We start from the raw sequence: 20335 nt of genomic DNA on the forward strand, positions 1-20335 counted from the left end.
ACTCAGGTAAGGAATACTTATAAAGGGACTTCCTCGTCCCCTTGTCCCCTCGTCTCCTTGTTCCCTTGTCCTCTCGTCCTCTTCTTCAATTATCCTCCGAAAAACCTTGCGGTTTTGATGAGAAAGCATTATCTTTGCAAGAAATTATTACCTAAAATTAATTATAACGATGGACAATAACAATCAGAACCCACAGGGCCAGCAGCTTCAAATAGACTTGAGCCCGGAAATCGCAAAAGGTGTTTACAGCAATTTCCAGATAATTTCCCATTCAAAGACCGAGTTTATTTTGGATTTCATTTCAATGTTGCCCGGTATTCCAAAGCCAACTGTCGGCAGCAGAGTAGTGATGGTGCCGGAACACGCAAAGCGTCTTCTTCAGGCTCTGCAGGAGAATGTGGTGCGCTACGAACAGGAGTTCGGCAAGATAGAATTGGAGAATCAGCAGCCGCGCACTGCAACTCCATTCGGCACCGGACACGGGCAGGCTTAATCTCCGGTATTTCTATTTGCTGACAGGCTAACGCTCAGAGTCTGATAGATACTTGGCGTTAAAGAATTATTTCAAAAGCTATATTTTGTTAAAAACAACAAAGTGTAGCTTTTTCCTTTATATATGTATTAGGTGTTTTCGGATAAAGTTTGTACCTTTGCACCCCGAAATACCTTTAAGTTCGCCATAGTATCCGTAGTCGGCTGTGGGAATGGTATAAAGCGTTGATAATAAACAAAATAAATATATAATAATAAAAGATTAAAATTATGCCTACTATTTCACAATTGGTAAGAAAAGGCCGAAAGGACATCGTAGACAAGAGCAAATCTCCGGCGTTGGACAACTGTCCGCAGCGTCGTGGTGTTTGTGTCCGTGTTTACACAACAACTCCTAAGAAGCCTAATTCAGCAATGCGTAAGGTTGCTCGTGTTCGTTTGACAAACCAGAAGGAAGTAAACTCTTACATCCCGGGAGAAGGCCACAACTTGCAGGAGCACAGTATCGTGCTTGTACGTGGTGGTCGTGTCAAGGATCTTCCCGGTGTGCGCTATCACATCGTTCGCGGTACGCTCGATACCGCAGGTGTTGCCAACCGTACACAGCGTCGTTCAAAATACGGTGCTAAGCGTCCAAAGGCAGCTAAGAAGTAAAATACTCGTAGGTTTCCTTCCTCAATTCGTTGATTGGGGAGAGAAACTTTCTTGAGTTTTCAACCCTGCAAGACTAATCGTCGGAGATGGCGGGTAGCTTGAAGGAAAACAAAAGAAATCAACAAGTTTTGCTGGAGAATTGTTTATCACAAGGTTGAGTAAATGTCCAAGAGTGGACTTTGAAGAACGAAAAAGACGACAGCCTCCGCAGAATTTAAACTTTTTAAATAAAAATGAGAAAAGCAAAACCAAAGAAGCGTGTGATCTTACCAGATCCAAAGTTCAACGACCAGAAGGTCTCCAAGTTCGTTAATCACCTTATGTATGATGGAAAGAAGAATACATCATACGAAATCTTCTATGCGGCACTCGATATCGTTGCAGAGAAGACCAAGGAGCAGGAGAAGTCTGCACTCGAAGTGTGGAAGCAGGCTCTCGACAACATTACTCCTCACGTAGAGGTTAAGAGTCGTCGTATCGGTGGTGCAACCTTCCAGGTTCCAACAGAAATTCGTCCGGACCGTAAGGAAAGTGTGTCTATGAAGAATATGATTGCTTTCGCACGCAAGCGTGGAGGCAAGAGTATGGCTGATAAGTTGGCTGCTGAAATTATGGATGCTTTCAACAATCAGGGCGGTGCTTACAAGCGTAAGGAAGATATGCACCGTATGGCTGAGGCTAACCGCGCATTTGCTCACTTCAGATTCTAAACGACATAACTTAACTTATAAGGTAAAAAAAGAAAATGGCAAATCACGATTTACATTTGACGCGTAACATCGGCATTATGGCGCACATTGATGCCGGTAAGACAACAACATCAGAGCGTATCTTGTTCTATACTGGTAAGACTCACAAGATTGGTGAGGTGCACGACGGTGCGGCTACTATGGACTGGATGGCTCAGGAGCAGGAGCGCGGAATCACAATTACATCAGCTGCGACAACTTGTAACTGGAACTATCTCGGCAAGTCTTACAAGATTAACCTGATTGATACTCCGGGACACGTTGACTTTACTGCTGAGGTGGAGCGTTCACTCCGTGTGCTCGACGGTGCTGTTGCTACTTACTCTGCTGCCGACGGTGTTCAGCCACAGTCTGAAACTGTATGGCGTCAGGCTGACAAGTACAATGTACCTCGCGTAGGTTATGTTAATAAGATGGACCGTTCTGGTGCTGACTTCTTCGAGACGGTAAGCCAGATGAGAGATATTTTGGGTGCTAACCCGATCGCTATCCAGATTCCTATCGGCGCAGAAGAGAACTTCAAGGGCGTTATCGACCTTATCAAGATGAAGGCTATCCTCTGGCACGATGAGACAATGGGAGCAAAGTACGATATTGAGGAAATCCCTGCTGAACTGGCTGACGAAGCTGCTGAATGGCGTGAGAAGCTCCTCGAGGGTGCTGCAAACTATGATGATGAAGTAATGGAACTCTACCTCGAGGGTAAGGACGTTCCTGAAGACAAGATCATCGCTGCAATCCGTAAGGGCTGTATCGCAATGGAATGCTGCCCGATGTTGCTCGGTTCTTCTTACAAGAACAAGGGTGTGCAGACTTTGCTCGACTATGTATGTGCATTCTTGCCTTCTCCGGTAGATACAGTTGTTACATTGGGTACAAACCCTGATACTGAAGAAGAGGAAGAGCGCAAGGCTTCAGAAGCTGAACCAACGGCTGCCCTCGCATTTAAGATTGCTACCGACCCATTTATGGGTCGTCTGGTGTTCTTCCGTGTGTACTCAGGTAAGGTTGTGGCAGGTTCATACGTCTACAACCCACGTTCTCGCAAGAAGGAGCGTATCAGCCGTTTGTTCCAGATGAACTCCAACAAGGAAATCCCAATGGAGTCAATCGACGCAGGTGATATCGGTGCAGGTGTAGGTTTCAAGGATATTCGTACAGGTGATACACTTTGCGACGAAGCACATCCAATCGTACTCGAGTCTATGACCTTCCCTGATACTGTGATTTCTATCGCTGTTGAGCCTAAGAGCCAGGCCGATATTGCTAAGCTCGATACTGGTTTGCAGAAGTTGGCAGAAGAAGACCCAACATTTACTGTTCGTACCGATGAGCAGAGTGGCCAGACCATTATCTCTGGTATGGGTGAGCTTCACTTGGATATCATCATCGACCGTTTGAAGCGCGAATTCAAGGTTGAATGTAATCAGGGTAAGCCACAGGTTAATTACAAGGAGGCTATTACCAAGGCAGCTCAGAGCCGTGAGACATACAAGAAGCAGTCTGGTGGTCGTGGTAAGTTCGCTTGTATCGATGTAACTATCGAGCCAAAGGACGAAGACTACAAGGAAGGCGATTTGCAGTTCATCAATGTCGTTAAGGGTGGTAACGTTCCTAAGGAATTCATTCCTTCAGTAGAGAAGGGATTCAAGGACTGCCTCGGCAATGGTGTGCTCGGCGGTTTCCCTATCACAGGTTTGAAGGTTACTCTGACCGATGGATCTTTCCACCCGGTAGACTCTGACCAGTTGTCGTTCGAGCTTGTAGCTCATCAGGCTTTCAAGAAGCTTTGTCCACAGGCTGGTCCTGTCTTGATGGAGCCTATTATGAAGGTTGAGGTAGTTACTCCGGAAGAAAATATGGGTGATGTTATCGGTGACTTGAACAAGCGTCGTGGTCTCGTTCAGGGTATGGACGAAGCTCGTAGCGGTGCACGTGTTGTTAAGGCAATGGTACCGCTGTCGGAAATGTTCGGTTATGTAACAGCTCTCCGTACAATTACTTCAGGTCGTGCTACTTCTTCAATGGAGTACGACCACCACTCTCCGGTTTCTAGCAGCCTTGCTAAGGAAATCCTTGCAGAGCTGAATGGTAACGCAGACTTGATTAAGTAGAAAATATAAAAGGGTAGGGTGGCGTCCTCATAGCGTATGACTCTTATGAGGACGAACCCCTTGCTTAGTATTCATTTAAATAAATTCATTAATTATGAGTCAGAAAATTCGTATTAAGCTCAAGTCTTACGACCACCAGTTGGTTGATAAGTCGGCTGAAAAGATTGTGAAGGCTGTAAAGGCAACAGGTGCCATCGTTAGTGGTCCTATTCCATTGCCTACACACAAGCGTATTTACACAGTAAACCGCTCAACATTCGTTAATAAGAAGTCTCGCGAACAGTTCCAGTTGCAGAACTTCAAGCGTCTCATCGACATCTATAGCTCAACTCCTAAGACGGTTGATGCGTTGATGAAGCTCGAGTTGCCATCAGGTGTTGAAGTGGAAATCAAGGTGTAAGTTTGCACTAATTACGAAAAAAAGAATTTAATTTATTTTTAAAATTAATTGAAATGCCAGGATTATTAGGAAAGAAAATCGGAATGACATCCGTTTTCAGTGCCGACGGTAAGAATGTACCGTGCACTGTTATCGAAGCTGGTCCTTGTGTTGTAACCCAAGTAAAGACAATCGAAAAAGACGGTTACAAGGCTGTTCAGTTAGGTTTCGGCGAAGCTAAGGAGAAGAGAACTTCTAAGCCACAGCAGGGACACTTCAAGAAAGCCGGCACAACACCAAAGAAGCACTTGGCCGAGTTCAAGTTTGATGAGGAGTACAACCTCGGTGACACTATTACCGTAGATTTGTTCGAAGGCGTTAAGTTTGTTGACGTTGTAGGTACATCTAAGGGTAAGGGTTTCCAGGGCGTTGTTAAGCGTCACGGATTCGGTGGTGTAGGTCAATCAACACACGGTCAGGACGACCGCGCTCGTAAGCCGGGATCTATCGGTGCTTGTTCTTACCCAGCAAAGGTGTTCAAGGGTATGCGAATGGGCGGCCAGATGGGCGGCGACAGAGTTACAACCCAAAACCTTCAAGTGTTAAAAGTAATTCCAGAACACAACCTCCTTCTTGTTAAGGGCAGCGTGGCTGGATGCAATGGTTCAACCCTTATAATTAATAAGTAATGGATATTAACGTATTAGATATCAAAGGTCAGGAGACCGGCCGTAAGGTTACTCTTAACGAGAATATCTTCGGAATTGAGCCAAACGATCATGTACTCTATCTTGACGTTAAGCAGTATCTTGCTGACCAACGTCAGGGAACAGCTAAGTCAAAGGAAAGAAGTGAAGTTAAAGGTTCTACACGCAAGCTCGGTCGCCAGAAAGGCGGCGGTGGCGCACGCCGTGGTGATATTAACTCACCGGTTCTCGTAGGTGGTGGTCGCGTTTTCGGTCCGACTCCACGTGATTATAGCTTCAAGCTAAACAAGAAAGTTAAGGTTCTCGCTCGTAAGTCTGCATTGGCTTACAAGGCACAGGAAGCTGCTGTCGTAGTTGTTGAAGATTTCAATTATGACGCTCCAAAGACGAAAGATTTTGTAAACTTTACTAAAAATCTTAAAGTTGATGGCAAGAAAGTGCTTCTCGTTTTGCCAGAAGTAGAGAAAAATGTATATTTGTCAGCTCGTAATTTGAAGAAGGCGAATGTAACAACGGCTGCTCAGGTAAATTCATACGCGGTTTTGAATGCTGACGTGCTTGTTGTGACTGAAAATTCTTTGAAGATTATCGATGAAATCTTAATCAAGTAAAAATAGGAGACAGTAAGAATTATGGGATTTATCATTAAACCAGTGGTCACTGAAAAGATGACCAAGATTACAGACAAGTCTTCTGAGGACAAGACAATCATAGCTCTTAACGAAAAGGCGGCTAAGGCGCATAATGCTACTGCTGAAACTCGCAGCTATGTTGTAAAGAATAAGCGCAATCCTGAAGGTTTGAAGAAGGAGAAGACTGTTTATTCTTATGTTAAGCCTGCACAGCCAAAGTATGGCTTTATCGTTAAGCCAGAGGCCAACAAGCTTGAGATTAAGAAGGAAATCGAGAGCCTGTACAATGTTACAGTAATTGATGTGAATACCGTTCGTTACGCAGGTAAGCGTCAGGCACGCTATACCAAGGCTGGTCTTGTGAAAGGTCAGAAGAACGCATTCAAGAAGGCAATCGTCACTTTGAAGGCTGGCGATACAATTGATTTTTACAGCAATATTTAAATAAAAAATGGCAGTACGTAAATTAAAACCGGTTACTCCGGGACAAAGACACAAGGTTATTGGCACGTTCAAGGAAATTACTGCATCCGTGCCAGAGAAGTCTCTCGTTTACGGTAAGCGTAGCACTGGTGGTAGAAATAACACCGGTAAGATGACCGTTCGCTATATTGGTGGCGGTCATAAGAGGAAGTATCGCTTAATCGACTTCAAGCGTGAGAAAGATGGTGTTCCAGCTGTAGTAAAGACAATCGAGTATGATCCTAACAGATCTGCTCGCATTGCCCTTTTGTACTATGCTGATGGTGAAAAACGTTACATTATTGCTCCTAACGGACTGCAGGTTGGTGCAAAACTGATGTCTGGTGCTGAGGCAGCACCGGAAGTAGGTAACACACTTCCACTTGCAAACATTCCTGTCGGTACTGTGATTCATAACATTGAATTGCGTCCGGGACAGGGTGCTTTGCTCGTTCGTTCGGCTGGTAACTTTGCTCAGCTTACTTCTCGTGAAGGCAGTTATTGTGTCATCAAGCTCCCTTCTGGCGAAACTCGTCAGATTCTTTCAGCTTGTAAGGCTACAATTGGTAGTGTAGGTAACTCTGACCACGCACTTGAGCAGTCTGGTAAGGCTGGTCGCTCACGTTGGTTGGGCCGTCGTCCTCACAACCGTGGTGTTGTTATGAACCCTGTTGATCACCCAATGGGTGGTGGTGAAGGCCGTCAGTCTGGTGGTCACCCACGTTCACGTAAGGGCTTGTACGCTAAGGGTCTCAAGACTCGTGCACCTAAGAAGCTTTCAAACAAGTACATTATTGAAAGAGCTAAAAAGAAGTAATTTAAGTAATTAAGAGTAAATTATGAGTCGTTCATTAAAAAAGGGTCCATACATCAACGTATCACTCGAAAAGAAAATTCTCGCTATGAATGAGAGTGGTAAGAAGACAGTCGTAAAGACTTGGGCCAGAGCATCAATGATTTCCCCTGATTTTGTGGGGCACACTGTTGCAGTTCATAACGGAAATAAATTTATCCCTGTTTACATTACTGAGAATATGGTAGGTCATAAGCTCGGAGAGTTCAGCCCTACACGCCGTTTCGGTGGTCACTCTGGTAATAAAAGGTAACAGGTCATAACCCTTAGAAATTAGAAATTATAATGGGAGCAAGAAAACATATTAAGGCTGAGGCTCGTAAAGAGGCCTTGAAAAGCCAGTATTTTGCAAAGCTCAAGGACTGCCCTTCTTCTCCACGCAAGATGCGCTACGTTGTAGACATGGTTCGTGGTATGGAGGTGAATCGTGCCCTTGGCGTGCTGAGATTCTCTAAGAAGGCAGCTGCTCAGAATGTTGAGAAACTTCTGCGTTCAGCTATTGCTAACTGGGAGATGAAGAATGATCGCAAAGCCGAAGACGGTGAACTTTATATCTCTAAGATCTTCGTTGATGAAGGTGTTACAATGAAGCGCATGCGTCCTGCACCACAGGGCCGTGGCTACAGAATTCGCAAACGTTCTAACCACGTCACACTTTTCGTAGATGCAAAGTCTGGCGCTAACAATGATTAATAAATAGTAGAATGGGACAGAAAGTTAATCCAATAAGCAACCGTCTCGGTATTATCCGCGGTTGGGAGTCAAATTGGTTCGGTGGCAAGAATTTTGGCGATAACCTCCTTGAGGACAAGAAAATTCGCACATACTTGAACAAGCGTTTGGAAAAAGCAAGCGTTTCTCGTATTGTCATTGAGCGTACATTGAAGCTCGTTACCATCACTATTTGCACTGCTCGTCCAGGTATCGTTATCGGCAAGGGTGGTCAGGATGTTGACAAACTCAAGGAAGAATTGAAGAACCTTTTCAAGAAGGAGATTCAAATCAATATCTTTGAAGTTAAGAAGCCTGAACTTGACGCTAACATCGTGGGTAACAACATCGCTCGCCAGGTAGAAGGTAAGATTGCTTACCGTCGTGCTATCAAGATGGCAGTTGCTAATACAATGCGCGCAGGTGCTGAAGGTATCAAAGTTCAAATCACAGGACGTCTGAACGGTGCCGAGATGGCACGTAAGGAAATGTTCAAGGAAGGACGTACTCCTCTCCATACATTCCGTGCAGACATCGATTATTGTCAGACAGAGGCTCTTACTAAGGTTGGCCTTCTGGGTATCAAGGTGTGGATTTGCCGAGGTGAAGTTTACAACAAGGTAGATCTTACTCCTAACTTTACTCAGGAAAAGGGTAATGCACGTTCCAACAACAATGGTGGAAATGCTCGCTCTGGACGTGGTAATCGTAGAAGAAACAATAACCGTTAAAAGTAAAAGCTATCATGTTACAGCCAAAAAGAGTAAAATATAGAAGACCTCAAGATGGGCGTGGCAACAAAGGCAACGCACACAGAGGTACACAATTGGCTTTTGGTTCTTTTGGTATCAAGACACTTGAGCCAAAATGGATCGACAGCCGTCAGATTGAGGCCGCTCGTATAGCATTGAACCGCTATATGAATCGTCAAGGTCAGGTCTGGATCCGTATATTCCCTGACAAACCAATTACTCGCAAGCCTGCGGACGTACGTATGGGTAAGGGTAAGGGTGATCCAGCAGGATGGGTTGCACCGGTTACACCAGGTCGTATCCTCTTTGAAGTAGAAGGTGTAAGCTTTGATATAGCTAAGGAGGGACTTCGTCTCGCAGCTCAGAAGCTACCTGTTAAGACAAAGTTTGTTGTAAGACGTGATTTCGATAAAAACGCTTAAGAAAGATGAAGATTAACGAAGTAAAACAGCTCGATACCAAAGAATTGGTAGAGAAAATCGAGAATGCTCAAGTAGCACTCGACAAGATGAAACTGAATCATCAGGTTACTCCACTTGAGAATCCATCTCAGATTAAGCTTGCTCGTCGTGATATAGCACGTATGAAGACTGAACTACGTCAGAGAGAACTTAATAAATAACAATGGTCCAGATGGAAACAAGAAATTTAAGAAAAGTAAGACAGGGTGTCGTAACTAGCAACAAAATGGATAAAACCATCGTTATTGCTTCTAAGTTCAAGGAAAAGCACCCTATATATGGTAAGTTTGTCCAGAAGACAAAGAAATACCATGCGCATGATGAGAAGAATGAAGCTAACATCGGCGACACAGTGCTCATTATGGAAACTCGTCCTTTGAGTAAGACAAAGAGATGGAGATTAGTTCAAATAGTAGAAAAAGCTAAGTAATTATGATACAGTCAGAATCAAAACTTACAGTATGTGATAACAGCGGTGCCCGCGTAGCGAAGTGCATCCGCGTTCTCGGTGGTACCCGCCGTCGTTATGCAAGTGTTGGTGACGTTATCGTAGTTGCTGTACAGAGCGTCATCCCATCTAGTGATGTTAAGAAAGGTACAGTATCAAAGGCTTTGATCGTACGCACTAAGAAAGAAATTCGTCGTGCTGATGGTTCATACATCCGTTTCGATGATAACGCTTGTGTGTTGCTTAACAATGCTGGCGAAATCCGTGGTAGCCGTATCTTCGGTCCTGTTGCACGTGAATTGCGTGCAGTGAATATGAAGGTCGTTTCTTTGGCTCCTGAGGTTCTTTAATTATTTAAACAGAATAATAAAATGGCAAAATTCCATATAAAGAAAGACGATCAAGTTATCGTTCTTGCTGGCTCTGATAAGGGCAAGACTGGTAAGGTGCTCAAGGTTATCGTTGATAAGCAACGCGTCCTTGTGGAAGGAATCAATATGGTTTCCAAGAGCACAAAGCCATCTGCAGCAAGTCCTCAGGGAGGTATTGTGAAGCAGGAGGCTCCTATTCATATCTCAAATTTAAGTCTGATCGATCCAAAGAGCGGCAAGGCAACACGTATCAGAATCGAGCGTGAGGGCAAAACCGTTAAGCGAATCGCTAAAAAATCAGGGGAGGAAATTAAGTAATGAATACAGCACAATTAAAAAAGCAGTATAAGGAGCAGATCGCTCCAGCATTGCAGAAGCAGTTCAACTATACTTCAGCTATGCAGATTCCTGTTCTGAAGAAGATTGTTATCAATCAGGGTTTGGGCGATGCAACACAGGATAAGAAAATTATCGAAGTTGCTATCAACGAAATCTCTGCAATAACTGGTCAGAAGGCAGTTGCGACATATTCTAAGAAGGATATTGCAAACTTCAAGCTCCGTAAGAAGATGCCTATTGGTGTTATGGTAACTTTGCGTCGTGAGCGTATGTATGAGTTCCTCGAGAAACTTGTGCGCGTTTCATTGCCACGTATCCGTGACTTCAAGGGTATTGAAAGCAAGTTGGATGGTCGTGGTAACTACACACTCGGTATTACTGAGCAGATTATCTTCCCAGAAATCAATATCGATCAGGTAGACCGCATCCAGGGTTTGAACATTACTTTTGTAACTTCAGCAAAGACTGACGAAGAAGGCTACGCGCTCTTGAAGGCATTTGGTCTTCCATTCAAGAATGCTAAAAACGATTAAAGAGATATGGCAAAAGAATCAATGAAAGCTCGCGAGGTTAAGCGTGCAAAGCTCGTTGCTCGTTACGCTGAAAAGCGCGCAGCTCTTAAAAAGATTATCGCTACTTCTGACGATCTGGGTGAAGCTTACGAGGCTGCTCGTAAACTCCAGTCTATTCCGAAGAATGCAAACCCAATCCGTCTTCACAACCGTTGCAAGATGACTGGCCGTCCAAAGGGTTATATCCGTCAGTTCGGTCTCTCTCGTATTCAGTTCCGTGAAATGGCTTCACAGGGTCTCATTCCTGGAGTAAAGAAGGCAAGCTGGTAAATCATTTCCTGCGTTATGCGTTTCATTCCGAATGAAATGCGTAACGCTTGAATGCTACAAGCATTTTTTTTAATATTGTCGGGGAAGTCCCGATTAATTAAACATTTATATTTTTATGACAGATCCAATAGCAGATTATCTGACAAGACTCAGAAACGCAATCATGGCTCATCACCGTGTTGTTGAAGTTCCTGCGTCTAACTTGAAGAAGTCTATTACAAAGATTCTCTTCGAGAAGGGTTACATCTTGAACTACAAGTTTGTAGAAGATGGTCCTCAAGGAACAATCAAGGTCGCACTCAAGTACGATCCTGTAACAAAGCAGAACGCAATCAAGAAATTGAAGCGCGTTTCTACACCAGGTCTTCGCCAGTATACTGGTTACAAAGACATGCCGAGAGTAATTAACGGACTTGGAATCGCAATCATTTCAACGTCTAAGGGTGTAATGACTAACAAGGAAGCAGCTGCAGAGAAAATCGGCGGTGAAGTTCTTTGCTACGTATATTAATTGGAGGATTTACTATGTCAAGAATTGGAAAATTACCAATTAGTATTCCTGCGGGTGTTACAGTAACATTCAAGGACAACGTTGTTACAGCCAAAGGACCGAAGGGTGAACTTTCACAGTACGTTAACCCATCTATCAAGACTATAATCGAAGAAGGTCAGGTAACTTTTGAGGTTGATGAGAATAGCCCGGTAAATTACAAGCAGAAGCAGGCTTTCCACGGTTTGTATCGTTCACTTGTTAACAATATGGTTGTTGGCGTAAGCGAAGGCTACGAGAATACTTTGGAACTTGTTGGTGTAGGTTACCGTGTTTCTAATCAGGGCAACTTGGTTGAATTCTCTCTTGGTTATACACACCCTATCTTCATCCAGCTTCCTAAGGAAGTTAAGGTCGAGACAAAGAGTGAGCGTAACCAGAATCCTATCATCATTCTCGAATCAGCTGATAAGCAACTGCTTGGTCTCATCTGTGCTAAAATCCGTTCTTTCCGTAAGCCTGAACCTTATAAGGGTAAGGGTATCCTGTTCCAGGGTGAGGTTATTCGCAGAAAGTCTGGTAAGTCAGCTTCAGCTAAGTAACTTTAAAAATCATTACGATTATGACAACTAAGAAAGAACAAAGAAGACTTAAGATAAAGTTCCGCATTCGCAAGAGTGTGAACGGTACTGCTGAACGCCCACGCTTGAGCGTTTTCCGTAGTAATAAGCAGATTTATGCACAGGTTATTAACGACCTTACAGGAACTACACTTGCTTCAGCTTCTTCAGCTGGCCTCGAAAAGATGGCTAAGATTGAACAGGCAAAGAAGGTTGGTGCTCTTGTTGCTGAAAAGGCAAAGGCAGCTGGTATAGAACAGGTTGTTTTCGACCGTAACGGTTACCTTTATCACGGACGTGTTCAGGCTTTGGCTGATGCCGCTCGTGAAGGAGGTCTTAATTTCTAAACGATTATGGCAATGAATAAAGTAAAAGTAAATAGTGACGTTGAACTGAAGGACCGTTTGGTTGCAATTAACCGCGTAACCAAGGTTACAAAGGGTGGTCGTACTTTCACATTCGCAGCTATTGTTGTTGTAGGTGACGGTAAAGGTGTTATCGGTTGGGGGCTTGGCAAAGCAGGTGAAGTTACAGCAGCTATCCAAAAAGGTACAGACGCAGCTAAGAAGAACCTTGTAAAGGTTCCTGTGTTGAAGGGAACTGTTCCTCACGAAGTTGAAACACATTTCGGTGGAGCACAGGTGCTCATCAAGCCGGCTGCTGCCGGTACTGGTCTTAAGGCCGGTGGTGCTATGCGTGCTGTTCTTGAGAGTGCAGGTGTTACTGACGTGATTGCTAAGTCAAAGGGTTCATCAAACCCTCACAACCTCGTAAAGGCTACAATTGCCGCTCTCGCATTGATGCGCGATGCTTATACGGTAGCTGGCGAGCGTGGAATCAGTATGGATAAAGTTTTTAACGGTTAATTATAAGGAGGTTTTTATTTATGGCAACTATTAAAGTAAAGCAGATTAAGAGCCGTATTAACGCTCCTAAAGACCAGAAGAGTACTTTGTTGGCCCTTGGCCTTCGCAAGATTTCTCAGGTTGTAGAGATTGAAGATACTCCAAGCAACCGTGGTATGATCCGCAAGGTTCACCATCTGGTATCAGTTATTGATTAATTAATCTTATAAAAGAAACAGAATTATGAAATTAAATAATTTGAAGCCAGCTGCTGGTTCTACTCATTCACGTCGTCGTATTGGCCGTGGTCCGGGTTCTGGTCTCGGTGGTACTTCTACACGTGGACACAAGGGTGCTAAGGCTCGCTCTGGTTACAAGAGAAAGATTGGTTTCGAAGGAGGTCAGATGCCTCTCCAGCGTCGTGTACCAAAGGGTGGATTCAAGAATATCAACCACAAGGAATACCTCGCAGTGAACTTGTCTACACTTCAGGCTATTGCTGAAAAGAATAACCTTACTAAGATTGGTATTGCAGAATTGAAGGCTGCTGGATTTACCAATGGCAAGGAATTGGTTAAGATTCTCGGCAAGGGAGAATTGAAGGTTAAGGTAGACGTAGAAGCTAATGCGTTCTCTAAGACTGCCGAAGAAGCTATCAAGGCAGTAGGTGGTAACACAACTATAATCTAAGTTAATGAAAAAGTTTTTTGAGACACTGAAGAACTGTTGGAAGGTTGAGGATTTGCGTCAGCGACTCCTCATTACCATTCTGTTTACAGCTATTTACCGTTTTGGCTCGTTCGTAGTGCTTCCGGGCATTAATCCGAGTATGTTGGAAAAATTGCAGTCACAGACGGCAGGCGGCCTTATGTCGCTCTTGGACATGTTCTCCGGTGGTGCATTCTCCAATGCGTCAATCTTCGCATTAGGAATTATGCCATACATCTCAGCTTCTATCGTGATGCAGCTCCTCGCTGTTGCGGTGCCTTATTTCCAAAAGATGCAGCGTGAAGGCGAAAGTGGTCATAAGAAGATAAACTGGTATACTCGAATCTTGACAGTAATTATATTGCTGTTCCAGGCTCCGGCGTACCTCATAAATTTGAAAGCACAGGCAGCTGGCGCCCTTGCAACGGGCGTCGACTGGACTGCTTTCATCATCCCTGCTTCTATTATCTTGGCAGCAGGTTCTATGTTTATCTTGTGGCTCGGAGAACGCATTACTGATAAAGGTGTAGGCAACGGTATTTCAATCATTATTATGGTTGGTATCATCGCCAGACTTCCACAGGCTTTCTTCCAGGAAGTAACAAGCCGTTTTACGGCAATCACAAGTGGTGGTTTGGTAATGTTCATTATCGAAATCGTTGTTTTATATTTGGTTGTATGTGCAGCAATTCTTCTCGTGCAGGGTACACGCAAGGTTCCAGTACAGTATGCTAAGAGAGTTGTAGGAAACAAACAATACGGTGGTGCTCGCCAATATATTCCTTTGAAGTTATTTGCAGCCAACGTAATGCCTATCATCTTTGCTCAGGCTTTGATGTTCATTCCTTTGACTCTTGTTCAGTTCTCAACTGAATCTACCAGCCCTGTGCTCCAGTCTTTGATGGATACAAAGAGTTTGTTGTATAATGTGATTTATGTGATTTTGATAATTGCATTTACATATTTCTATACAGCGATTACTCTGAACCCTACTCAGATGGCTGAAGATATGAAGCGTAACAATGGTTTCATTCCCGGTGTTAAGCCTGGTAAGGATACGGCAGATTATATTGATACAGTAATGTCTCGTATAACGCTCCCCGGTTCGCTTTCAATTGCATTCATCGCTGTTATGCCTGCACTTGCTGGATTGTTGAATGTTCAGGATTCATTTGGTCAGTTCTTCGGTGGTACATCACTGTTGATTCTTGTTGGTGTTGTTATCGACACACTCCAGCAGATTGAATCACACTTGATGATGCGTCACTATGACGGATTGCTCAATTCCGGACATACTCGCAACAACGGTGCTGCTTAATAATTAAATCTTTTTCTTAAGAAGTGAAAATATTTCTCAAGACAGAAGATGAAATAGAACTTATGAGGGAGGCCAACCTGCTGGTGGGAAAGACACTGGCAGAGGTTGGCCGCCACATTAAACCAGGAATTTCAACTTTAGAGTTGGATAGAATTGCTGAAGAGTTCATTCGTGATCACGGAGCAACGCCAACCTTTAAAGGATTTCCCAATCATCTTGGAGAACCATTTCCCGGAAGCATTTGTACCTCGGTCAATGACGTTGTTGTTCACGGAATACCAAGCAGCAAGGTTATACTAAAAGAAGGAGATATAATCTCGGTAGATTGTGGAACTTATTTGAATGGATTCAATGGCGATAGCTGTTATACATTTGCGGTAGGTGAAATAGATGCTGAGGTGCGAAAACTCCTTGAGATTACAAAACTTTCTTTATATAAAGGAATTGAACAAGCTCAGGCAGGTAATCACATTGGCGACATCGGGTCGATAATTCAAGATACTTGTCAGGCTGAGGGCTACGGAATTGTAAGAGAACTGACAGGGCACGGCATAGGGCGTGAAATGCACGAAGATCCACAAATACCAAATTACGGACGCCGTGGGAATGGTACAATGTTGAAGAGTGGAATGTGTATTGCAATAGAGCCAATGGTAACTTTAGGCAGTCGATATATCGGAATGCTTCCAGACCATTGGAATATCGTAACACGTGATGGAAAGCCCGCAGCTCATTTTGAACATACGGTAGCAGTTCGAAAAGGCAAAGCTGAAATTTTATCTTCTTTTGAAGAAATTGAACTTTTAGAAAGACAAAAATTTTAAATTATGGCAAAACAAACTGCTATTGAGCAGGACGGAACAATACTTGAAGCACTTTCAAATGCAATGTTCCGTGTTGAATTGGAAAACGGTGTTGAAATTATAGCACACATATCTGGAAAGATGAGAATGCACTACATCAAAATCTTACCCGGCGACAAGGTAAAGGTTGAGATGAGTCCATACGACTTAACCAAAGGCAGAATAGTTTTCAGATACAAATAAACAACAAGAGATATGAAGACAAGAGCATCATTAAAGAAGCGTACAGCGGACTGCAAGATCGTGCGTCGTAAGGGCCGTTTGTTCGTTATCAACAAGAAAAACCCTAAGTTTAAATTACGTCAGGGTTAAGGTTAAAAAAGCATAAAAGGTAATTTTTAAGCCAAATAATGATTACCTTTGCGTGCTTTAAAACGTAAAGTTACATTTTTTTAATTAATTACATTCAATGGCAATAAGAATTGTTGGAGTAGATTTGCCCCAAAACAAGCGTGGCGAAATCGCATTGACCTATATCTATGGTATCGGTCGAAGTAGTTCAGCAAAGATATTGGATAAGGCAGGCATTAGCCGCGACCTGAAAGTTAGCGAATGGTCTGACGACCAGGCAGCTAAGATCCGTGAAATTATCGGTGCTGAATTCAAAGTTGAAGGTGATCTCCGTTCAGAGATCCAGATGAACATCAAGCGCCTTATGGATATTGGCTGCTATCGTGGTGTCAGACATCGTAATGGTCTTCCAGTTCGTGGACAGAGTACAAAGAATAATGCTCGTACCCGTAAGGGAAAGAAGAAGACTGTTGCTAATAAGAAGAAGGCTACTAAGTAAAATTTAGTTGAGAGTTGAGAGTTGAGAGTCTGCGACTCATTAACTTATAGACTTAAGACTTTTAAACTAAAAAGAAATTATGGCAAAAAAATCAGCAACATCTAAGAAAAGAAACGTACGAGTTGACGCATTGGGCCAGCTCCACGTACACAGTTCATTCAATAACATCATTGTATCTTTAGCAAATAATGAAGGTCAGGTTATCTCTTGGTCTTCTGCTGGTAAGATGGGATTCCGTGGTTCTAAGAAGAACACTCCTTACGCTGCTCAGATGGCGGCAGAGGATTGTGCTAAGGTAGCTTTCGACCTCGGTCTGCGTAAGGTAAAGGCATTTGTGAAAGGTCCGGGTAACGGTCGTGAGAGCGCAATTCGTGCTGTCAATGCTGCGGGGATTCAGGTTACAGAGATTGTCGATGTAACTCCATTACCACACAACGGTTGCCGTCCTCCAAAGCGTCGTCGTGTATAATCACATCTTATAACAATTTAAAGAATTAAATTTTATTATGGCAAGATACATAGGTCCAAAATCAAGAATTGCACGCCGCTTTGGTGAGCCAATCTTCGGTGCAGATAAGGTACTGGCTAAGAGAAATTTCCCTCCAGGTCAGCACGGTAACAACCGCCGTCGCAAGGTTTCTGAGTATGGTGCTCAGCTCGCTGAAAAGCAGAAAGCAAAATATACTTATGGTGTTCTCGAACGTCAGTTCCGCAATATGTTTGACCGTGCTGCAAAGGCAGACGGTATTACTGGTGAGGTGCTGCTTCAGAACCTTGAGAGCCGTCTCGATAATGTAGTTTATCGTCTTGGCCTCGCTCCTACACGTGCAGCAGCACGTCAGCTCGTATCTCACAAGCATATCGTAGTAAATGGTAAGGTCGTAAACATTGCATCTTTTGCAGTTAAGGCCGGCGATATTGTTGGTGTTCGCGAGAAGGCAAAGTCTCTCGAGGTAATCGAAGCAGCTTTGGCAGGTTTCAATCACAGCAAGTATCCTTGGATTGAATGGGACGAAAACTCTAAGAGTGGTAAGTTCCTTCACAAGCCAGACCGTGCTGACATTCCTGAGAACATTAAGGAGCAATTAATCGTTGAGTTGTACTCTAAACAATAAAAATCATTAAATTAATGGCGATATTAGCATTTCAAAAACCTGATAAAGTCGTGATGCTGGAGGCCAATGACCAGTTCGGCAAGTTCGAATTTCGTCCTCTTGAGCCTGGCTTTGGTGTTACCATTGGTAACTCCCTGCGCCGCATCCTCCTTTCATCGCTGGAGGGTTATGCTATCAACACTATTCGCATAGCAGGTGTTGAGCATGAGTTTTCTTCAGTGCCGGGTGTAAAGGAAGATGTTACCAACATCATCTTGAATCTGAAGCAAGTTCGATTCAAGCAAGTAGTAGAAGAATTCGAGAATGAGAAAGTTAGTATTACCGTTGAGAATTCCACAGAGTTCAAGGCAGGTGATATTGGCAAGTATCTGACTGGATTTGAAGTGTTAAATCCTGATTTGGTGATTTGTCATTTAGACTCAAAGGCTTCATTGCAGATTGATTTAACTATCAACAAGGGACGTGGTTATGTTCCTGCTGAAGAGAATCGTGAGTTCTGCACTGATGTTAACGTACTCCCAATCGATTCGATCTACACCCCAATCAGAAACGTAAAGTATTCAGTTGAGCCATATCGTGTTGAGCAAAAGACCGACTATGACAAACTGGTTATTGAAGTTTCTACAGATGGTTCCATCCACCCGAAGGATGCACTGAAAGAGGCTGCTAAAATCCTCATTTATCACTTTATGTTGTTCTCTGATGAGAAGATCACTCTCGAGAGTCCGGATCAGGAGAGCAATCAGGAGTTCGATGAAGAGGTGTTGCACATGCGCCAGTTGCTCAAGACTAAGCTCACAGACTCCAGTCTGAACCTTAGCGTTCGCGCACTCAACTGCCTCAAGGCAGCTGATGTCGAAACATTGGGCGACCTCGTGCAGTACAACAAGACTGATCTCTTGAAGTTCCGTAACTTTGGTAAGAAATCGCTTTCCGAGCTTGATGATTTGCTCGAGAGTCTGAATCTGTCATTTGGAACCGACATTACAAAGTATAAACTGGATAAGGAGTAATAGACTTATTCAAAACAAGAAAAAACAAAATGAGACATAATAAGAAATTCAACCATTTGGGTCGTACTGCCGATCATCGTGCAGCCATGCTCGCTAACATGGCTATATCGCTGATTCAGCACAAAAGAATCACTACGACCCTTGCAAAGGCTAAGGCTTTGAAGAAGTATGTAGAACCGCTGATTACAAAGGCAAAGGAAGATACAACCAACTCACGTCGTGTTGTTTTTCGTTATTTGCAGAATAAGGAAGCTGTTACAGAACTCTTCAAGGAAATCTCAGTTAAGGTAGGCGACCGTCCGGGTGGATACACACGTGTTATCAAGCTCGGTACTCGTCAGGGAGACGCTGCTCCTATCGCTTTCATCGAGTTGGTAGACTATGATGAAAATATGGCTAAGACTCCTAAGGCTGAAGTTAAGAAGACCCGCCGTAGCCGTCGTTCAACAAAGAAGGCTGAAGAAACTGTTGTTGAGACTGCAACAGAGGCTACTGAAGAAACAAAGGCTGAATAATTTAAGAGTATCTCTTATCAAGATAAACCTCGGTACGTTCGTGCCGAGGTTTTTTCGTATAGGGAAAATCCTCCTACAAATAGGGAATTTATTTCCTCTTGTTTTCCCTTTATTCGTATTTTTGCAATTAAGTTAAGATAGATAGTTATGAGAAAGAATATAGTTTTAGCGTTTGCTGTATTGATTTTGTTGAGTAGCTGTGGAACGTTTACCGGTTCAGGAGCGTTCACTGGCAGTTCCATCGGCTCGGTTCTCGGTAGTGCGATAGGGGGCATAGCAGGTGGTCAGCGTGGTTCTGATGTTGGTACTATCATAGGAATGGCAGGTGGAGCCGTTATTGGCGCAACAGTTGGCGCGCAGGCCGACAAGAAGGAAAAGGAACGCATCCACGACCGTTATGAGCAGATCCAGCATAATAAGTCGATAGGCTACAATCCCTACGGCTCCAATGTTTCCGTAATTGATGAGAATGGTTTTGATTCAACCAATTCGGGAGACGACAGGATGTATGATTTTCAGAACAGCAACCACTCCGGCAACTATTCCATTGCTCCATCAACTCGCATTGTCCCTTCTCAATCCACGGTGGGAAGCACACCGGAAGCCTACGGAGGAATGCCTAATGTAGAAATATCAAACGTTAGCTTTGTCGATGACAATCAGGACGGAGTATTATCACGTGGCGAAATCGGTAAGATTGTTTTTGAAATCAGAAACTTGGGAAGTCAGACCTTGTATAATGTTGAACCTTCTGTTGTAGAAATTGGTAAGCACCGACGCATCAATATCAGTCCTTCAATTCATATCGGACGATTCGATTCTGGAAGCGCAGTAAGATATACTGCCATTATACAGGCTGACAAGAAATTGAAAAATGGCGAATGCACGTTTGCATTGACTGTACTTCAAGGACAAAAAAGTATCAGCAGAGTGATAGAATTTAAGATTCCTACACGGAAGTAGAACTTTTATCCGGGTTTGAGGCAAACTTGAACTCGAGTTTAAAAGATGGTAGATAAACAAGGCAAAGCCTTCAAGAGCGGCACAGATATCTTTGTATAAACGATTATTGCGGGCTAAATGCCTCAATCG

Annotated in this window: 35 protein-coding genes; all 35 read left to right on the top strand. The window is 43.6% G+C overall.

Annotated elements, in window-relative coordinates; genetic code table 11:
- Positions 1 to 169 precede the first annotated feature (169 nt).
- The 35 genes from P150_RS0110050 to P150_RS0110220 all read left to right on the top strand — a co-directional run bounded on the left by P150_RS0110050 (position 170) and on the right by P150_RS0110220 (position 20206).
- On the top strand, positions 170 to 493 hold the full coding sequence (locus P150_RS0110050; RefSeq protein WP_028897565.1) for a DUF3467 domain-containing protein: 324 nt from the start codon (positions 170 to 172) through the stop codon (positions 491 to 493).
- 269 nt (positions 494 to 762) lie between these two features.
- Complete coding sequence (rpsL, locus tag P150_RS0110055) at positions 763 to 1146, top strand: 30S ribosomal protein S12 (RefSeq protein ID WP_004335835.1); 384 nt, start codon at positions 763 to 765, stop codon at positions 1144 to 1146.
- Positions 1147 to 1379: 233 nt separating this feature from the next.
- A complete protein-coding gene (rpsG, locus tag P150_RS0110060) occupies positions 1380 to 1856 on the top strand; it encodes a 30S ribosomal protein S7 (protein WP_028897566.1) in 477 nt (158 codons plus the stop codon).
- A 35-nt stretch (positions 1857 to 1891) separates the two neighbouring features.
- A complete protein-coding gene (gene fusA / locus P150_RS0110065; protein ID WP_028897567.1) occupies positions 1892 to 4009 on the top strand; it encodes an elongation factor G in 2118 nt (705 codons plus the stop codon).
- A gap of 94 nt (positions 4010 to 4103) precedes the next feature.
- Entirely contained in the window at positions 4104 to 4409 is a 306-nt protein-coding gene (gene rpsJ / locus P150_RS0110070) for a 30S ribosomal protein S10 (RefSeq protein WP_028897568.1), read from the top strand.
- 53 nt (positions 4410 to 4462) lie between these two features.
- Positions 4463 to 5077, top strand: a complete 615-nt coding sequence (gene rplC / locus P150_RS0110075; protein WP_028897569.1) for a 50S ribosomal protein L3 — start codon at positions 4463 to 4465, stop codon at positions 5075 to 5077.
- Complete coding sequence (gene rplD / locus P150_RS0110080; protein WP_028897570.1) at positions 5077 to 5706, top strand: 50S ribosomal protein L4; 630 nt, start codon at positions 5077 to 5079, stop codon at positions 5704 to 5706. The genes rplC and rplD overlap by 1 nt, the downstream gene beginning before the upstream one ends.
- 21 nt (positions 5707 to 5727) lie before the next feature.
- The gene (rplW, locus tag P150_RS17140; protein WP_028897571.1) at positions 5728 to 6171 is read left to right on the top strand and encodes a 50S ribosomal protein L23; all 444 of its coding nucleotides are present in this window, start codon (positions 5728 to 5730) and stop codon (positions 6169 to 6171) included.
- A gap of 7 nt (positions 6172 to 6178) precedes the next feature.
- Complete coding sequence (gene rplB / locus P150_RS0110090) at positions 6179 to 7006, top strand: 50S ribosomal protein L2 (RefSeq protein WP_028897572.1); 828 nt, start codon at positions 6179 to 6181, stop codon at positions 7004 to 7006.
- Between the two features lie 22 nt (positions 7007 to 7028).
- On the top strand, positions 7029 to 7295 hold the full coding sequence (gene rpsS, locus P150_RS0110095; RefSeq protein WP_028897573.1) for a 30S ribosomal protein S19: 267 nt from the start codon (positions 7029 to 7031) through the stop codon (positions 7293 to 7295).
- Positions 7296 to 7327: 32 nt separating this feature from the next.
- A complete protein-coding gene (gene rplV / locus P150_RS0110100) occupies positions 7328 to 7735 on the top strand; it encodes a 50S ribosomal protein L22 (RefSeq protein ID WP_028897574.1) in 408 nt (135 codons plus the stop codon).
- An 11-nt stretch (positions 7736 to 7746) separates the two neighbouring features.
- Positions 7747 to 8484, top strand: a complete 738-nt coding sequence (rpsC, locus tag P150_RS0110105; protein WP_028897575.1) for a 30S ribosomal protein S3 — start codon at positions 7747 to 7749, stop codon at positions 8482 to 8484.
- 14 nt (positions 8485 to 8498) lie between these two features.
- Positions 8499 to 8927 carry a 50S ribosomal protein L16 gene (rplP, locus tag P150_RS0110110; RefSeq protein WP_028897576.1) on the top strand — a complete coding sequence of 143 codons (429 nt, stop codon included), beginning with the start codon at positions 8499 to 8501 and terminating at the stop codon, positions 8925 to 8927.
- A 5-nt stretch (positions 8928 to 8932) separates the two neighbouring features.
- Positions 8933 to 9127, top strand: coding sequence for a 50S ribosomal protein L29 (gene rpmC, locus P150_RS0110115; RefSeq protein WP_028897577.1), 195 nt, complete (start codon positions 8933 to 8935; stop codon positions 9125 to 9127).
- A gap of 2 nt (positions 9128 to 9129) precedes the next feature.
- On the top strand, positions 9130 to 9396 hold the full coding sequence (gene rpsQ, locus P150_RS0110120) for a 30S ribosomal protein S17 (RefSeq protein WP_036932187.1): 267 nt from the start codon (positions 9130 to 9132) through the stop codon (positions 9394 to 9396).
- A gap of 2 nt (positions 9397 to 9398) precedes the next feature.
- Entirely contained in the window at positions 9399 to 9764 is a 366-nt protein-coding gene (rplN, locus tag P150_RS0110125; RefSeq protein WP_028897579.1) for a 50S ribosomal protein L14, read from the top strand.
- Between the two features lie 21 nt (positions 9765 to 9785).
- Positions 9786 to 10103: a 50S ribosomal protein L24 gene (rplX, locus tag P150_RS0110130; RefSeq protein ID WP_028897580.1), complete on the top strand. Its 318-nt coding sequence runs from the start codon at positions 9786 to 9788 to the stop codon at positions 10101 to 10103.
- On the top strand, positions 10103 to 10657 hold the full coding sequence (gene rplE, locus P150_RS0110135; protein WP_028897581.1) for a 50S ribosomal protein L5: 555 nt from the start codon (positions 10103 to 10105) through the stop codon (positions 10655 to 10657). Before rplX ends, rplE begins: the two co-directional genes overlap by 1 nt.
- A 6-nt stretch (positions 10658 to 10663) precedes the next feature.
- A complete protein-coding gene (gene rpsN / locus P150_RS0110140) occupies positions 10664 to 10966 on the top strand; it encodes a 30S ribosomal protein S14 (protein WP_028897582.1) in 303 nt (100 codons plus the stop codon).
- A 115-nt stretch (positions 10967 to 11081) separates the two neighbouring features.
- Positions 11082 to 11477 (top strand): 30S ribosomal protein S8, encoded by a 396-nt coding sequence (gene rpsH / locus P150_RS0110145; RefSeq protein ID WP_028897583.1) that lies wholly within the window; start codon positions 11082 to 11084, stop codon positions 11475 to 11477.
- 14 nt (positions 11478 to 11491) lie between these two features.
- Positions 11492 to 12058, top strand: coding sequence for a 50S ribosomal protein L6 (gene rplF / locus P150_RS0110150; protein ID WP_028897584.1), 567 nt, complete (start codon positions 11492 to 11494; stop codon positions 12056 to 12058).
- A 20-nt stretch (positions 12059 to 12078) separates the two neighbouring features.
- Positions 12079 to 12423 (top strand): 50S ribosomal protein L18, encoded by a 345-nt coding sequence (rplR, locus tag P150_RS0110155; RefSeq protein WP_028897585.1) that lies wholly within the window; start codon positions 12079 to 12081, stop codon positions 12421 to 12423.
- Between the two features lie 6 nt (positions 12424 to 12429).
- Entirely contained in the window at positions 12430 to 12942 is a 513-nt protein-coding gene (gene rpsE, locus P150_RS0110160; protein ID WP_028897586.1) for a 30S ribosomal protein S5, read from the top strand.
- 20 nt (positions 12943 to 12962) lie between these two features.
- A complete protein-coding gene (rpmD, locus tag P150_RS0110165; RefSeq protein WP_028897587.1) occupies positions 12963 to 13139 on the top strand; it encodes a 50S ribosomal protein L30 in 177 nt (58 codons plus the stop codon).
- 25 nt (positions 13140 to 13164) lie between these two features.
- Positions 13165 to 13611, top strand: a complete 447-nt coding sequence (gene rplO / locus P150_RS0110170; protein ID WP_028897588.1) for a 50S ribosomal protein L15 — start codon at positions 13165 to 13167, stop codon at positions 13609 to 13611.
- Between the two features lie 4 nt (positions 13612 to 13615).
- Positions 13616 to 14947 (top strand): preprotein translocase subunit SecY, encoded by a 1332-nt coding sequence (secY, locus tag P150_RS0110175; protein WP_028897589.1) that lies wholly within the window; start codon positions 13616 to 13618, stop codon positions 14945 to 14947.
- A 23-nt stretch (positions 14948 to 14970) separates the two neighbouring features.
- Positions 14971 to 15771: a type I methionyl aminopeptidase gene (gene map, locus P150_RS0110180; RefSeq protein ID WP_028897590.1), complete on the top strand. Its 801-nt coding sequence runs from the start codon at positions 14971 to 14973 to the stop codon at positions 15769 to 15771.
- Positions 15772 to 15774: 3 nt separating this feature from the next.
- Complete coding sequence (infA, locus tag P150_RS0110185; RefSeq protein WP_004335772.1) at positions 15775 to 15993, top strand: translation initiation factor IF-1; 219 nt, start codon at positions 15775 to 15777, stop codon at positions 15991 to 15993.
- A gap of 12 nt (positions 15994 to 16005) precedes the next feature.
- On the top strand, positions 16006 to 16122 hold the full coding sequence (gene rpmJ / locus P150_RS0110190) for a 50S ribosomal protein L36 (protein ID WP_004335771.1): 117 nt from the start codon (positions 16006 to 16008) through the stop codon (positions 16120 to 16122).
- Positions 16123 to 16219: 97 nt separating this feature from the next.
- Positions 16220 to 16600: a 30S ribosomal protein S13 gene (gene rpsM / locus P150_RS0110195; RefSeq protein WP_004361628.1), complete on the top strand. Its 381-nt coding sequence runs from the start codon at positions 16220 to 16222 to the stop codon at positions 16598 to 16600.
- 79 nt (positions 16601 to 16679) lie between these two features.
- Entirely contained in the window at positions 16680 to 17069 is a 390-nt protein-coding gene (gene rpsK, locus P150_RS0110200; protein ID WP_028897591.1) for a 30S ribosomal protein S11, read from the top strand.
- A gap of 37 nt (positions 17070 to 17106) precedes the next feature.
- Positions 17107 to 17715 (top strand): 30S ribosomal protein S4, encoded by a 609-nt coding sequence (gene rpsD, locus P150_RS0110205; protein WP_028897592.1) that lies wholly within the window; start codon positions 17107 to 17109, stop codon positions 17713 to 17715.
- Between the two features lie 14 nt (positions 17716 to 17729).
- The gene (locus P150_RS0110210) at positions 17730 to 18728 is read left to right on the top strand and encodes a DNA-directed RNA polymerase subunit alpha (protein ID WP_028897593.1); all 999 of its coding nucleotides are present in this window, start codon (positions 17730 to 17732) and stop codon (positions 18726 to 18728) included.
- A gap of 29 nt (positions 18729 to 18757) precedes the next feature.
- Positions 18758 to 19243: a 50S ribosomal protein L17 gene (gene rplQ / locus P150_RS0110215; protein ID WP_028897594.1), complete on the top strand. Its 486-nt coding sequence runs from the start codon at positions 18758 to 18760 to the stop codon at positions 19241 to 19243.
- A 147-nt stretch (positions 19244 to 19390) separates the two neighbouring features.
- Positions 19391 to 20206, top strand: coding sequence for a hypothetical protein (locus P150_RS0110220; RefSeq protein ID WP_028897595.1), 816 nt, complete (start codon positions 19391 to 19393; stop codon positions 20204 to 20206).
- Positions 20207 to 20335: the final 129 nt, after the last annotated feature.

It is taken from the genome of Prevotella sp. HUN102, from assembly GCF_000688375.1.
Lineage (GTDB): Bacteria > Bacteroidota > Bacteroidia > Bacteroidales > Bacteroidaceae > Prevotella.